The following is a 15,644-nucleotide window of genomic DNA, read 5'->3' on the forward strand; positions in this document are numbered from 1 at the left end:
CGAAAGCATTGACTTTTTTGTTCTTTCCTCTATACTTATCATATAACATAATGACATCATATAACATATTAAAAAGGAGGAAGACAGATGATTAAGAACACGGTGATTAACGCGGAACTTGGATATGCATTAGCCACGGCCCGCCATAAGGATGCAATTGTGATTTGTGATGCTAATATGCCGATTCCGGATGGCTGCAATGTAATTGATGTGTCACTGATAAGAGGAGTTCCAACCCTTGAACAGACAATGTGCGCAATCCTGAACGACCTGGTGGCAGAGCGTTACGAAGTGTTTGAGTTAATGCCCCAGTATAATGATGCTATGTATCAAAAGATTCAGTCGCTGCTGCCGCAGTTGCCTGGCGGAACCATCAGCCAGGATCGCTTAACGGAAACGATGCAGAAGGCCAAAGTCGTAGTGCGTACCGGTGATTTTGGCAGCTGCTGTACGATGGTATTATATTCAGCCTCCGGAATGGATAAATATGTAAAACAATATGACTGTTCTTTTTCACTGGAGAAGTAAGATAGGAGGACCATATGGCAGAAAAAAAATATACCCGGATTGTGGTAGAAGAAAATAATGAGCATGGTTTTGATTCCTATCGCGTACCGGGAATCGTGACAGCCTCCAATGGGGATTTGCTCCTGACCTATGAAGGAAGAAAAGATGGAGGAAACAGCCGAACTCTGTTTTTAAGAAGATATCGCATGACAGGTGAAACGATAGAGCCAATCGGCGAGCGGGTTACGATGGTTTCTCCCAAAGACGATGAGCTGATTCATAATCCCTTGTTAATAGCAGCAGCGGAGGGAAAGCTCTATTTTTTCTGGTGTCAGGATTATAAGAGATTATTTTTGAAAGAAAGCGATGATAATGGTGTTTCATTTGGAACGGAAAGGGAGTTGACATCCCTGATTGACGGATTCCGGAAAGAATGGCCGGTTACATTGTGGGCGATTGCACCTGGTCATGGAATAAGCAAAAAAGATGGGACACTGATACTTCCATTGTGGCTGAGCCGTGGGGAAAATGCCCATCTCCCAGCTTGTTTTGCATGTCTATCCAGTCAGGATCAAGGAAAAACATGGAGATGCAGCAGTGTGGTTCCGGCGGGAAACGGGGTTGGCGATCCCACAGAAAGCTCCGTGGCAGAACGGAGTGATGGAACACTGCTTGCAACCATGCGCCATGAAATTCCGGGAGTCAGAAGAAGAGCTTTTTGTGAAAGCAAAAAAGAGATAGATGGGGAAGATACTATACGCTGGGGAGAACCCTGGTTAAATCAAGAACTTCCGGATCCAATCTGTGGAGGCGCTCTTTTGTCACTGTCAGATGGGAAGATGGCTTTTGTTAATTGTGCCTATGGAGATGAACCGGCGCTGGAACGGCAGAAACAGGGAGAATCTGTTCGCTGGAGTCTTGACGCTCGTCAGAAGCTCACGATTCGGCTTAGTAAAGATGATGGTGTTACATGGAACGATGGACTTATGATAGCAGAAGAAGGGGGAGCATCGGATCTTGCAGGAAAGGATGCGATTGCTTGCTTTTACGAGGAAGGCTGGCAGGATGGAAACTGTATTTTTAATCAGAGATTATCGCTGGCGGTTATTCCTTTGGTTTTGTTATGACTGGGGCGGGAAAAGATACATTAGTGAAAGGGAAAAGGAGCTGTACCGTTCTGTTTTTTTCGGCATATTTTATTTATTATGCGGTCTACTGTGTCTTTTCGAGTTTCATCGTTTTGTTTTTAACAGAGCAGGGCTATAGCGCCACAGTCTGCGGAATTATTACCAGTTTGACATTTTTGGCCAATCTTTTGATGGAACCGGTGGGAGGCTATATAACAGATACATTTCTGCCCACCAGAAGATACCTTTTAGTTTGTATCGGTATCGTATCAATGGTGTGTGCCTTTTGCACAAAATTCATGGACCAGTCATGGCTGCTTCTGCCGGGGCTGGTTCTGGCAGCCGGATTGGCCTATCCCTTTAGTCAGCTGATGGATGCCTGGGTTAATTTAAGTAAGGAAAGTTATCCGGGATTGATATACAGCCGGATTCGTGCCGGTGGTTCCATTGGATTTGCAGTGATGTCAGTGATTGGAGGATTTTATTTCAAACACTGGGGATGGAATCGTTATTTTCAGATGCAGATTCTTTTATTTCTTATGATGATTCCATTTCTCATCCTGCTTCCGGATACCAGGCTTGGCAATCATCGAAAGAAAGGGGAGGCAGAGAAAAGTCTTTCATTTGTTCAGGCGTTTCAGCAATTGGTAAAAAGCCGTCGTTTTTTGTTTTGTTTAACAATAAGCACTCTTTATTGGTTCAGTCATCGGCCAGTTGGCAGCTTCCTGTCATTGATTATTGCGGAGCGTGGAGGAGATGCGGAATTATTTGGAAATGTTTGTGGAATAGGAGCAGCCGTAGAGTTTTTGAGTCTGCTTTTGTTGGCCTATATTGGAAAAAAGAAAACCTATCCGGCCCTCTGGGGGATGGCAGCAGCTTTGGGCACAAACCTGCTTCGTCCGATTTGTTTTCAGCTCTTTTGGGGCGAGTGGTCTCTTTATATGGGACAGATTCTTCAGTCCGTCAGTTTTGCCCTTTATATGAGTGCCAGCGTAGAGTGTTTTGCGGAAACATCGGATGAACGTCTGAAAAGCTTTAGTATTTCCATTGGTCTGACCATCAGCAGTGTGATCGGAACCGTATGTGCGAATCTGGCAGGAGGAAAACTGTGTGACCTGTTTCATCCGGGAAGCCTGATTCTCCTTAGCTTAATATTAGGAAGTATAAATTTGCTTTTTTTTGCATTTTTTAAAGAGAAATTTGACAATGAAAATATATAGTGATAGCATAACAAATGCTAGAAGATTATATGATGTTATATGATGACCTAAAAGGACGAAATTTCTTTTGACTTTGGCATCATAAGATGAAAGCGGAACTGCTCTCCAACGAAGGAGAGGGTTCCGCTTTTTGCATATAATAACGCAAATGAATCAAAAGTTGACAAAATTCACAAAAAAGAAAGGGGAAAACCTATGATAATATAAAAAGCGACGATGAAAAATAAATTTATACTTGCAAAATGAATCAAAGTATGGTAAAAATAACATAACGATATATGATGTCTTTTGAGGTGTTATAATATAAGGGAATCTGGACGAGTATTTGAATGGATAGGTCGGCCAGAGCAGAGAAAACCAGAAACCCCTTATAGCACATGACATTATATGATAGAAATTAATTTTAAAGGAAGGAGAGTACGTATTCGCAGCAGCGAAGCGCGGCAATTAGAGTATGAAGAAAAGTATCTATTCAATTGGTAAGGCTATGGATAAAGCGAATAGTGTGGTGGAAGTATTTACCGGATACATGATATTCGCTTTTATGGCACTATTGTTCCTTCAGGTATTGATGCGTTTTATATTTAAGCATCCTATATACGGAATTGATGAATGTGTAACCGCACTGATGATATGGTCCATGTGTCTTGGATGGTGTACCGTTTATTGGGACAATGGTCATGCAGTTCTGGAGTTTATCATGAACCGTATGCCAAAGGCATTTCGCAGAGGAATGTTTACATTTACGAACTTTTTGATTGTTGTGATAAGCTGGGTTTATATTCCGGCATCCTGGCAGCTGTTTCAGATGCAGAAGAAGATGCCTCCCGTTGGAGGACTTCCTATCAGCAAGGGTTATTACTATGCATTGCCGGTTCTGGTGATGGGAGTGATTATGCTGGTAATGTCTGCATATAAGGCAATCGCATTTGTAATTACCGGAGATGAATCCATCTGTGTACCGGTAGAAAAGGAAGGAGGCGGTCTTCTTGACTAATCTGGATCCCTATTTAGCCGTCTATTTTATCACCTTTGTGGTATTAATTCTTCTGGAAGTACCGATTGCATACGCAATGCTGGCTTCAGCGTTTGAATTCATTGTATTTAACCATCAATCCTTTGTCATGTTTGCACAGAAAACAGCAAACTCCCTGGCTGATTTCAACATGCTGGCATTACCGGCATTCCTCTTTGTAGGATGCTTTATGAATGAAGTGGGACTAACGGACCGACTATTTGGAATGTTTGAAAAATGGATCGGTCATCTCCCGGGAGGACTTGCACATGCCAATGTATTATCTTCCATGGTATTTGCCGGAATGTCCGGTTCAGCTCTGGCAGATGCCGGAGGACTTGGAACCATTGAGGTAAGTGCGATGTCAAAAGCCGGATACGATCCGGACTTCTCGGTAGCAGTAACGGCAGCATCCGCAGGTATCGGACCGATTATTCCGCCGTCCATCAACTTCGTTGTCTGGGCATTCTTAAGCCAGACCTCCACACTGGCTATGTTCCAGGCTGGTATGGGACCGGGTGTCCTGATGGGCGTGGCCATGATGATCTGGATTCCGATTGCAGTGAAAACCCAGCACATTGCCTGCCCGCGGGCACCGAAGGCATCCTGGAGTGAGCGCTTCCATTCTTTGTATACATCACTTCCGGCACTGGGAGGACCTGCTATCCTGGTTCTTGGTATTATGACCGGTATCTTTACCCCTACAGAGTGCTCCGTTGTAGCGGCTATGTATTGCGTCATCCTGGCTATCTGCTTAAAACGTTTTAGCTTTAAGATGCTGACAAAGGCCTTAAAGGATACATTAGCCAGCGCGGGTATGTCCATGTGTCTGTGTGCAACCGGTCTTGTATTTAACTGGGTAATTGTAACCAGTGGTCTGATTGGTTTTATGACAACTCTTCTGATGTCCTTAGGAAATAAAATCATCATTCTTTTAATATTAAATGCAATGTTATTATTCCTGGGCTGCTTTATTGGTTCCATGCAGATTCTGATTATGGTGGCACCGCTTCTTATGAATCTGGCAACGGCTCTTGGTATGAGCTATGTTCAGATGGGTGTTATGGCCGTACTGAATGTAACACTTGGATTAATCACTCCGCCGATGGCACCAGCGTTGTTTGTAACAGCGAAGGCGACCGGTAATAAATTTGAAACTGCACTGAAATATACGGTACAGTTCCTGATCCCGATGTTTATTACACTGATGATTACAACATTCTGGGAGCCGCTGACCATGTTCCTTCCGAGACTGTTAGGATCCATGTAAGAGTAAGAGATTAAGATCGTATAAAGTACACAATTTAAGGAGGAAAATTTATGAAGAAGAAACTTGCACTTGCCCTGACGGCAGCGATGGCTGTAGGCACATTAGCTGGCTGTGGATCATCCACTGCGCAGACCACCACATCTGCTCAGGCATCCGCACAGGCCACCGATAAGACGGAAGGCGGAGCTGATACAGTGGAAACAAAACCGGCTCCGGCTGGAGCAAAGGTTGTCAAATTCGGTAACTCCGGAGCCATCGGAGAGCCGGCACCACAGTCCTGTGAAGAGTTCTGTGATCTGGTAAATGATAAGATCGGTGACAGATATTACTTTGAGTTTTATCCCGCAGAGCAGCTTGGCAATGAGACCACGATGCTGGAGAATCTGCAGGTAGGACTCCAGGAGGGCATGATGTGTGCCTTAGACACTCTGGCAACCTATGAATCTGATTTAAACATTCTTTCCATGGCATTTGCATTTAACAATTACGATTCCATGATTAATTACTTAAAGAGTGATGTGGCAGATCCAATCTGGGAGAGCCTGGATAATCAGGGAATTCACGTAGTAAACTTTGAATTCCAGAAGAATCCGCGTATCTTCTTTGCAAACAGAGAGATCAAGAGCCCGAAAGATATGGTTGGCATGAAGTACCGTATCCCGAACCTTCCGATTTTCGAGAAGAATGCGAGAGCGATGGGAGCAACTCCGGTTGTAGTTGCCTGGTCTGAATATCCATTTGCTTTAATGCAGGGCGTAGTTGACGGTGGTGAGTGTTCGAAAGACTCCTATCGTTCTTCAGGCCTCTATGAGTCTGCAAAATATGTAGCAGATGTGGATTACGCATATCCGGTTGAGCAGATCTGCTTCTCCACTCAGTTCTGGAACAGCTTATCGGAAGAAGATCAGAAAGTAATTTCTGATGCAGCAGCACAGGTAGCTTCTCATCATTCTGAAAGAACTCTCGACAAGTGGGAGGAAGATAAAGAGTGGTTAATTAACGAAGGCGGCGTAACATTCTGTGACATTGATCGCCAGGCATTTATTGATGCAACAGAACCGTTAGGAAAAGAGCTTCAGGATGAAGGCTTCTTTACAACCAAGGATCTCTATGATCAGACTCGTCAGTTTAATAAATAAGTAAAATTTAAATTAAGAATAATGCTGCCGCTTGGGACAGAACTGCCAGGAAATGGCGGCCTCTTCCAGGCGGCCGCTTTTCGTTTCAAAACAAATTTAATTGATAAAAATACAGGAGGAAACAGAAAATGGTGAAAGTATTAGGTCTTGGAGATAATGTGTGTGATGTATATCTGCATACCGGAACTATGTATCCGGGTGGTCAGGCAGTAAACTTTGCGGTATATGCCAGAATGCTGGGAGCAGAATCGGATTTTATGGGAGTATTTGGAAAGGATGCAGTAGCGGATCACGTGCAGGCATCTTTAGATGCTCACGGAGTCGGACACAGTCATTGCCGCATCTATGAAGGAGAAAATGGCTTTGCCAGAGTAACTCTTGTAGATGGAGATCGTGTATTTAAAGGAAGCAATAAAGGTGGTGTTCTGCAGCAGCATCCAATTTATCTGGAAAAAGAGGATCTGGAATATGCAGATGGTTTTAATTTGATTCATACAACCAACAATGGCTTTACCGATGGGCTGCTTCCAGCCCTGCATGGACTTTCTCCCTTGGTAAGCTATGATTTTTCGTATCGCTGGAATGAGGAAGACAGGGTGGAACGTGTCTGCCCATATATTGATTTCGCATTTTTATCCTGTAGTGATTTGAATGATGAGGAGACAGAAAAACTGTGCCGGAAGCTGCATGAAAAGGGATGCAGTGTGGTGACAGCTACCCGTGGAAGTAAGGGAGCAACGGTTTTTGATGGGGAGCGGTTTTATCGCCAGCTGCCGGATTATGTCACTCCGGTGGATACCATGGGAGCCGGAGACAGCTTTGCCACTGCTATGCTGATTACCATCTTGAAAAAGCTGGAAACACAACCGGAGGGAAGCTGGAAAAACAGTGAGATAAGGGCAGAGATACTTCCAGAGGCATTGAAAGCGGCAGCTGTATTTTCAGCAGGAACCTGCTTGAAGAATGGTGCCTTTGGAGACGGTGTGCCGGTACCGAAGTCTGAGCATGACCGGATTTACAGAGAATTATAAAAACAAAAATAAAAAAGGAAGTGAGGGTCATGCTGCAGATATCAAAGGAACGATTTGCACTGGGGAGCTATCAGTATCTGCGGTATCCGTTCGAGTACTTTCTGGATACGGCTGTTTTACTGGGAATGCAAAATGTGGAACTCTGGGCAGCAGGTCCTTCCTTCTGTCTGGATACGATGGACGAAGCGCAGATGAAAGAAAAAGCTGCTCAGATTCGGAGCCGTGAGATTTCAGTATGCTGTATCACGCCGGAGCAATGCCAGTATCCGGTCAATCTGGCAGCAGAAGATGAAAAAATACGTGAATATAGCATACGCAATTTTGAACGTGCATTTTATGCAGCAGAAATATTGAACTGCCCGAAGGTGTTGGTTTCAGCTGGATGCGGTTATTTCAACAAACCAGTGGAGGATGCGTGGAAGCGGAGCGAAGAGAGCCTGTATCGTTTGTCTGAAAAGGCTCAGAAAATGGGTATTTTACTTGTGCTGGAGACATTGACACCTCTGTCTTCGAACGTACTGAACACGCCGGAGCAGCAGAAAGAGATGATTTCCCTTATGCCTTCAGGAAGCATGAAGCCTATGCTGGATATAGGACAAATGGTTTATATGGACCAGAAGATAGAACGTTACTTAGCTCATGGAACAGAATTATCACATATTCATCTCCATGATTCCCACCCGGCGGTTCACATGGCCCTTGGGGATGGGGATCTTCCCATCTGTGAATATCTGGATATTCTTGAATCAGCTGGATATAAGGGAATGTATGCGCTGGAGCAGAATGATCCGAGGTATCGCTCTAATCCAAGGCAGGCAGATATACAGAGCATAAGGTGGCTCAAAAAGCATGGAATTTTTGATTGAAAAAGTATTGACAAATGATGAGAATGGTAGTATGTTATCAGTAAAGGAGATATGACGTTATATAACAACATAAACTGTATGATGTCAACATCCTAAAAAGTCCGGATGGGTAAACGACCATACCCGGAAGGTGCAGCTTGAAAAATACACTACATAGGAGGAAATACTATGTCATATATGATTGGCGTAGACGTTGGAGGAACGTTTACAGATTTTTCTGTTTTTAATCAGGAAACAGGTGAGTTGTTCAATTACAAGGATAGTTCCACACCGGCGGATCCGTCCAGAGCAATTGTAAAGGGCGTGCAGGATGTATTAGAGATTAAGAAAGCAGCTCCGGAAGAAGTTAGTTATCTGGCACACGGTACAACCGTAGGAACGAACGCATTAATCGAGAAGAAAGGTTGCCGCCTTGGCCTTATCACTACCAAAGGATTTAAGGATCTGATGGAAATCGGAACCCAGAGACGTCCTTCTCTTTACAATCTGCAGGCACAGAAACCGTATCCACTGGTTCCGTCCGGTTTAAACTGTACGGTAACAGAGAGAATCCGTTACGACGGAAGTGTTGAGACTCCGCTGGATGAGAACGAAACAAGAGAGGTCGTTCGATACTTAAAAGCACAGGGTGTGACAGCAATTGCAGTTTGTACTTTGTTCTCATTCATTAATCCGGTTCATGAAGAAAGAATTGAAGAGATCATTCATGAAGAGTTCCCGGAAGCATACGTTACGATTTCCAGTAAACTGGCACCGGAGTTCCGTGAGTTCAGCCGTATGAGTACAACGGTTATGAATAGTTATCTGGGACCGGTTATGGAAAAATATGTAAATAATTTCCGTGATTCCATTGCGAAGCTTGGTATTCAGGTAGAGCCCTATGTAACCCAGTCCAATGGTTCCATCATTTCAATAAAAGAAACCATCGACTGCCCGATTAAGACAGCATTGTCCGGACCGAGTGCCGGTGTTATCGCAGCTGCATATATTGGCAAACAGTGCGAAGCAGACAAGATTATTACCTTTGATATGGGTGGTACCAGCGCAGATATTTCCTTAATTGAAAATTATACACCGCAGGTATCCAATGAGCGTTATGTCGAAGGATATCCGGCCAGAATCCCGATGATTAATATCATTACCATCGGTGCCGGCGGCGGTTCCATTGCAAAGATTGATGAAGGCGGTGCCTTAAAGGTAGGACCTAAGAGTGCGGGCGCAACACCTGGACCGGCCTGCTATATGCGCGGCGGTGAGAATCCTTGCGTAACAGATGCCAATATTGTTCTTGGCAAGCTGAATCAGAAGAAGATTCTTGGCGGCAGAATGGATGTAGATATTGAACTGGCTAAAAACGCTGTCAAGACAAAAATCTGTGATAAATCCAACCTGGATATGAAACGAGCAGCGAACGGTATTATCACAGTCGTAAACTCCAACATGGTTCGTGCGATTCGAAGTGTATCCGTAGAAAAGGGATATGATGTCCGCGAATTCAGCCTGATGGCATTCGGAGGCGCCGGTCCGCTTCATGCATGCGAGGTGGCAAAAGAACTGGGAATGAAGGAAGTATTGATTCCGCCGCATCCAGGTACTCTTTGTAGTCTCGGACTTCTTCTGGCAGATACAAAATTCGACTTATCCAGAACTAAGATCATGAATGGTGAAGCCGGAAACTTAGATGACATCAATGAGCAGTTTGATAACATGGTAGAGCAGGGAACCGGTCTTCTGGATAAAGAAGGTGTTCCGGCAGACAGACGTTACTTTGAATTTGCCGTTGATATGCGTTATCAGCGTCAGAACTTTGAGATCAGCATTCCGGTTCCGGCAGGAAAGATGACGGAAGAGACTTTGAAGAAAGCACTGGCTGATTTCCATGCAGAGCATAAGAGAAGCTACGGCTATTGCAAAGAAGATGCGATTGTACAGTTTGTAAGTTATCGTGTATCCGCTATCGGCGTTATCGATAAACCGGACCTGAAAGCAGCAGAGCTTCATCCGGAGGCACCGATTCCGGAACCGATCGAAGTTCGTCAGGTTCTGTTCCAGAACAGTGATGAGTATGTTGAAACACCGGTCTACTTAAGAGATAAATTTGTTCCGGGTCAGTCGATTCCTGGTCCGTGCATCTGCGAACAGATGGATACTACGTTAGTGGTTCCGAAAGGATGGGTAATCCACGTTGATGGATATCACAACTTAAAGATTCATGATGAGGAGGCGAAGTAAGATGGCAAAACAGATTGATACCGTAACAGTTGAGGTTGTCCGCAATCTTCTGATGTCCATTGCTGAGGAGACTTATGGAATCATTGTCCGCAGTGCATATTCTACTAATATGAAGGAACGTCGCGACGTGTGTACTGCAGTAATCGATCCGGATGGAAATAGTGTTGCCCAGGTGGAAAGTTTAGCTGCACTTTTAGGCTCAATGCTGAGTGTAGTTCCTAATATTTATGAAAAATTTGGAAAGGAAAATGTTCAGCCAGGCGATATGTATATTGCCAATGACCCGTATCATGGCGGCGGCAATCATCTGCCGGATATCGTAATCGCAGCACCGGCCTTTGTGGGAGATAAACTGGTTGGCTGGATTGCCAATATTGCGCATCATTCAGATATCGGTGGTAAGGTACCTGGTTCTACCTCCGGAGATGCAGATAGCTTATTCCAGGAAGGTATTCGAATTCCGGTAATCCGTATCCGCCAGAATGGAAAACTGATTCCGAGTGTTATGGACCTTCTTCTTGATAATACCAGAGTTCCGCAGGAGAGAGAGGGTGATCTGACTGCACAGATGTCAGCAAACCTGATTGGTGTACAGAGAATTCAGGAAGCATATGCCCGTTATCAGGATGATTTGATTGAGTGCATGAAAGAGCTGGTAGGCTATTCAGAGCGCCGTGTCCGTGCAGTTGTTGCAGAGCTTCCGGATGGAGAATACAGCTATACCGATTATGTGGATGGCTGTGGTGACAAATATCCGGATCCGCTGCCGATTAAAGTGAAAATCAACATTAAGGGGAATGACCTGACAATTGATTTTACAGGAACCGCTGAGCAGATTAAGGCACCGATCAACGTGCCATATCCTTGTACGAAAGCAGCTGTATTCTTCGCCATTAAGGCATTGATGGGAGATGATATTCCGGCCAATGAGGGTATTAACCGTGCGATTAAGATCATTGCACCGAAGGGCTGTATCGTTAATCCAACAGAACCAAGTCCGATTGGTGCACAGATTGACTGCCAGCAGCGAATCCCGGATGCCATTTTCGGAGCATTGGCACCAATCTTCCCGGATACCGTCGTAACGGCTGGTAATGGTGCTTGTACCACCACCATCTTAGCAGGTGAAGGTGCAATCGGAACAGACAGTGTGTTTATTTTCCACGAGGTTATTGCCGGAGGCGGCGGTGCTTCGAAGGGATTAGATGGTTTATCTGGTGTTCAGGTAAACATGACCAATACCTCTAATATGCCGATTGAGGCAACCGAGATGGAGTTCACAAAGATTCTTGCCAGAAAATATGAACTGAAGGAAGATACAGGCGGTGCCGGCCAGTTTAGAGGCGGTCTTGGTATCGAGCGTGAGTTAGAGATGATGCAGGATGATGTGGCATATACCGGATTAGGTGATCGTCATAAATTCCATCCATGGGGATTAGATGGAGGTAAAGAAGGTGCTGCCGGTGCATTCTACCGTGTAACTCCGGATGGAACTATCACAAAAATGGGACACAAGACAACCAGTTTTCCGTTAAAGAAGGGCGATATCATCCGGGTTGAAACTCCTGGTGCAGGCGGATATGGTGATCCGATGAAGCGTGAGCCAGAAAAGGTATTAAAGGATGTCATTGAGAAAAAGGTGTCTGTAGAGGCAGCGAAAAAAGATTATGGTGTGGTTGTTGTATCAGATGGAGTTCATTATCAGGTAGACGAACAGGCAACCAAAGCCCTCAGAGGATAAGATACGGCAAAACGTAAGAAAGAGAGGATTAATTCTATGATTAAAGGTATGCAGGAAGTCATCGATGTGATGACAAAAGCCAAAGCAGATCTGGATAAAAATGGCGGATTAAAACAGGTTATTTTCGTGGCTTGCGGAGGATCCTTTGCATCCTCCTATCCGGCACGGTTTCTGTTAAATCAGGAGAGTTCTCTGCGTGTTCAGGGATATAACAGCAGTGAGTTCGTGAATGCAACTCCGAAGAATGTGGATAAGAATACACTTGTGATTGGAACCTCCACCAAAGCAACGGCAGAAACCGTGGAAGCATTAAAGGTGGCAAAAGAAAAGGGTGCCGTTACGGTTGGTTTATCCGGATATGCAGATTCTCTGACAGCGCAGACCGCTGATTATTATATCACCTATTATCATGCAGACGAGTGGTACAAGGATCCGACCTTAGTTCATTACAACAGCCAGGGTACTGCGTTAAAGATTGCGTTCTGGCTCTTAAAAGAATATGACAACTATGAGGCATATGACAAGGCTCTGGAAGGATTCGAAAAGCTGGAGACGATTTACGGAAAAGCATATATAGATGTGCGTGCTGAGGCAGCTAAATTTGCCATGACCTACAAAGATGATACGGTATGGAATGTAATGTCAAGCGGTGCAGCCTGGGAGGTATCTTACTCAGATGCATTCTGCTTCTTCCAGGAGATGCAGACCGTACACTGTGTTCCGATTCATTCCGGTGAATATTTCCACGGTGCTTTTGAGACCTGTGACAAGGATCTTGCCATCCTTCTGTTCAAGAGCATTGGACGAACAAGACCGGTAGATGAGAGAGCAGAACGCTTCTTAAATCAGTTTGGCGGTCATCATTGGGTTATCGATGCAGAGAAGCTTGGCTTAGGCGAACTGGATGAGAGTGTTGCAGAATACTTCAATTCACTTCTGTTCCATCCGATTTCCAAGCAGTTTATTTCAGCAATGGCAGATGTGAGAATGCATCCGATGACATATCGCCGGTATATGTGGAAATTTGATTATTAAGGATTGAAGTAACCACATGAGCAAAACAGAAGCTGCAAAGCAGCGGTTTTTCGAATGGAGTTCTGAATAGTTACAAAAATATAATATAAAAGCAGGCCTGCAACCTTGTAGTTGTTGTGGGCCTGCTTTTTTCTTTTTTATACCGAGTAAAAAAAATACAATTTCTTTGTTAAAATAACGAAAAAAGCTTGTAATGGAACAATACAAATAGTATGATAGTGTATATAACATTATATATCATTTTGACCATATGGATGTAGGGCTCAATTATTATAAAGAATGAAAAGGAGAAGGGTATGGAGATAAATACAAATCCAAACAGCATAGTTCCATTATATGCACAGATTGTGGAGAGTTTGAAACGAGATATTGAGAATGGGGTTTATAATGCAACAGAACGAATTCCGGCAGAGGCGGAGTTAGCAAAACAGTACAATGTGAGCCGGATCACAGTTCGGCGTGCAGTGGATGATCTGGTGAGCCAGGGCCTTGTGGAAAAGAAGCAGGGAAAAGGAACCTTCATCTGCCGCCAGAAATTCGCGAAGGATATAAAAAATCTCCAGAGCTTTTCAGAAATGTGCCGTCATATGAATATGAAGCCTGGGGGACAGATGCTTGAAAATAAGCTGGTTCTGGCAGATGACAAGATTCAAAAACAGTTAAATCTGGAACCTGGATCCTATGTAGTTTATATTTCGCGTCTGCGTACAGCGGATGGGGAACCGGTAGCCATTGAGAAGAACTATTTCCCGGTAAAATATTCCTTCCTTTTGGAAAAGCAGTTTAATGATAATTCTCTGTTTGAGTGCTTGCAGGAAGAAGCCAAGGTAAGAGTTGCTTCCTCAGAGAAGCGGATTGAATTATGCCGGGCCACGGCTGAAGAAGCAAAACTGATGAAAGTTAAGAAGGGAACTCCGCTTCTTTATATTAAGAGTGTGACATATACATATGATAGAGAGCCTCTGTATGCAGGAGTACAGCTTTTTAATGGCGAAACCTGTTCTTTTTATGTATGTGAATCAATTGAACAATAAACCTAATATTCATTAATGCAGAAAATCGGATTTTTATTGCATCGAAATGGTGAATCTTAAGAATTTCTTCATAATTTATTTAAAGAGAATACAAACATTTTGGAGATAGGCATGATATACTATAACCATAATAAATGCATGATACAAAAGATTTAATCCTTTAACCTTTTTGAAATCCGAATTCCTAACGAAAAAAAGTCCGGCGGAGTTTTTCCACCGGACTTTTTTTCTGCATATTTCTATTTTTTATAATCCTTCTGCCATTTCATACAGCAGACGCTCGGAATCATCCCATCCCAGACACGGGTCGGTGATGGATTTTCCGTAGATGTGTTCGCCGACTTTCTGGCTGCCTGGTTCGATGTAGCTCTCGATCATGACTCCTTTGACGAAGTTACGGATATCGTCGGAGTGACGACGGCTGTGGAGTACTTCCTTGACGATACGGATCTGCTCCATGTATTTTTTGTTGGAGTTGGAGTGGTTTGCATCGATGATACAAGCCGGATTCTTCAGATCACGCTCGTTGTAGAGGTCTAAGAGCAGCTTCAGGTCTTCGTAGTGGTAGTTCGGCAGGCACTGGTCATGCTTGTTGACAGCACCACGCAGGATGGTGTGGGTCAGCGGGTTACCCTGTGTTTTTACTTCCCAGCTGCGGTAGATGAACTCATGACCGTGCTGTGCTGCATGTACGGCGTTCAGCATGACGGAGAGTGCGCCGCTGGTCGGGTTCTTCATGCCGACCGGTACGTCGATGCCGCTGGCAACGAGGCGGTGCTGCTGGTTCTCAACGGAACGTGCGCCGACTGCAACATAGGACATAACGTCGGAAAGGTAGGTCAGGTTTTCCGGGTATAGCATCTCGTCTGCAGTCGAGAAGCCGGTTTCTTCGATCACACGCATATGAAGTTTGCGGATCGCGATCAGACCCTGATATAAGTTTGGCTTACCTTCCGGATTTGGCTGGTGTAAAAGTCCCTTATAGCCGTCACCGGTTGTTCTTGGTTTGTTGGTGTAGATTCTAGGAACCAGAATCAGTTTGTCCTTCACTTTCTCCTGTACCTTGGCAAGGCGGTTTACATAATCAATAACCGCATCTTCCCGGTCAGCAGAGCACGGACCAATGATGACAAGAAACTTGTCGCTGTCGCCTGTAAAGACGTCACGGATAGCAGCATCCTTTCGAGCTTTTTCTGCGGCCAGCTCCGGTGCCAGTGGAAACTGTGCACGAATCTCGTCCGGGGTCGGCAGCTTGCTGACATATTCAAATCCCATGAGTTTCATCCTCCTGTATTGTCTAAAAGATTTTCACACTTTAAAGCGTATGATGTTTATTATAGTATAGAAAAATCAAATCATCAATAGGTTGAAGGAAAAGAATTTTATTTCTTTTATGCTATTTTTACGCAGCTTTTATTAAATAGACC

At 44.3% G+C, this 15,644-nt stretch carries 13 protein-coding genes; 12 read left to right on the forward strand and 1 reads right to left on the reverse strand.

Annotation, left to right across the window (positions count from 1 at the left end):
- Nucleotides 1-87 precede the first annotated feature (87 nt).
- The 12 genes from PUQ60_RS01655 to PUQ60_RS01710 all read left to right on the forward strand — a co-directional run bounded on the left by PUQ60_RS01655 (nt 88) and on the right by PUQ60_RS01710 (nt 14,217).
- Nucleotides 88-528 carry an RbsD/FucU family protein gene (locus PUQ60_RS01655; RefSeq protein ID WP_273380294.1) on the forward strand — a complete coding sequence of 147 codons (441 nt, stop codon included), beginning with the start codon at nt 88-90 and terminating at the stop codon, nt 526-528.
- 14 nt (nt 529-542) lie between these two features.
- Nucleotides 543-1,634 carry a sialidase family protein gene (locus PUQ60_RS01660; RefSeq protein WP_273380292.1) on the forward strand — a complete coding sequence of 364 codons (1,092 nt, stop codon included), beginning with the start codon at nt 543-545 and terminating at the stop codon, nt 1,632-1,634.
- The gene (locus PUQ60_RS01665; RefSeq protein WP_273380291.1) at nt 1,631-2,854 is read left to right on the forward strand and encodes an MFS transporter; all 1,224 of its coding nucleotides are present in this window, start codon (nt 1,631-1,633) and stop codon (nt 2,852-2,854) included. Before PUQ60_RS01660 ends, PUQ60_RS01665 begins: the two co-directional genes overlap by 4 nt.
- A 544-nt stretch (nt 2,855-3,398) precedes the next feature.
- Nucleotides 3,399-3,851: a TRAP transporter small permease subunit gene (locus PUQ60_RS01670; protein WP_270224273.1), complete on the forward strand. Its 453-nt coding sequence runs from the start codon at nt 3,399-3,401 to the stop codon at nt 3,849-3,851.
- On the forward strand, nt 3,844-5,139 hold the full coding sequence (locus tag PUQ60_RS01675) for a TRAP transporter large permease (protein WP_273380289.1): 1,296 nt from the start codon (nt 3,844-3,846) through the stop codon (nt 5,137-5,139). The genes PUQ60_RS01670 and PUQ60_RS01675 overlap by 8 nt, the downstream gene beginning before the upstream one ends.
- A gap of 50 nt (nt 5,140-5,189) precedes the next feature.
- Nucleotides 5,190-6,278, forward strand: a complete 1,089-nt coding sequence (locus PUQ60_RS01680) for a TRAP transporter substrate-binding protein (protein ID WP_273380287.1) — start codon at nt 5,190-5,192, stop codon at nt 6,276-6,278.
- A 128-nt stretch (nt 6,279-6,406) separates the two neighbouring features.
- Nucleotides 6,407-7,309 carry a fructoselysine 6-kinase gene (locus tag PUQ60_RS01685; RefSeq protein ID WP_273380285.1) on the forward strand — a complete coding sequence of 301 codons (903 nt, stop codon included), beginning with the start codon at nt 6,407-6,409 and terminating at the stop codon, nt 7,307-7,309.
- A 29-nt stretch (nt 7,310-7,338) separates the two neighbouring features.
- Nucleotides 7,339-8,175: a sugar phosphate isomerase/epimerase family protein gene (locus PUQ60_RS01690; RefSeq protein WP_273380284.1), complete on the forward strand. Its 837-nt coding sequence runs from the start codon at nt 7,339-7,341 to the stop codon at nt 8,173-8,175.
- Nucleotides 8,176-8,343: 168 nt separating this feature from the next.
- Complete coding sequence (locus PUQ60_RS01695) at nt 8,344-10,407, forward strand: hydantoinase/oxoprolinase family protein (RefSeq protein ID WP_273380282.1); 2,064 nt, start codon at nt 8,344-8,346, stop codon at nt 10,405-10,407.
- 1 nt (nt 10,408) lies between these two features.
- Nucleotides 10,409-12,148: a hydantoinase B/oxoprolinase family protein gene (locus PUQ60_RS01700; protein ID WP_273380280.1), complete on the forward strand. Its 1,740-nt coding sequence runs from the start codon at nt 10,409-10,411 to the stop codon at nt 12,146-12,148.
- Nucleotides 12,149-12,184: 36 nt separating this feature from the next.
- Nucleotides 12,185-13,183: an SIS domain-containing protein gene (locus PUQ60_RS01705; protein WP_118742675.1), complete on the forward strand. Its 999-nt coding sequence runs from the start codon at nt 12,185-12,187 to the stop codon at nt 13,181-13,183.
- A gap of 296 nt (nt 13,184-13,479) precedes the next feature.
- Nucleotides 13,480-14,217, forward strand: a complete 738-nt coding sequence (locus PUQ60_RS01710; protein ID WP_118467923.1) for a GntR family transcriptional regulator — start codon at nt 13,480-13,482, stop codon at nt 14,215-14,217.
- Nucleotides 14,218-14,463: 246 nt separating this feature from the next.
- Here the strand turns inward: PUQ60_RS01710 and PUQ60_RS01715 are convergent, their stop codons facing one another.
- Nucleotides 14,464-15,492, reverse strand: coding sequence for a 3-deoxy-7-phosphoheptulonate synthase (locus PUQ60_RS01715; RefSeq protein ID WP_117796364.1), 1,029 nt, complete (start codon nt 15,490-15,492; stop codon nt 14,464-14,466).
- Between the last annotated feature and the right edge of the window lie 152 nt (nt 15,493-15,644).

Origin of the sequence: Clostridium sp. AF02-29, from assembly GCF_934835585.1 — a bacterium.
Lineage (GTDB): Bacteria > Bacillota > Clostridia > Lachnospirales > Lachnospiraceae > Otoolea > Otoolea fessa.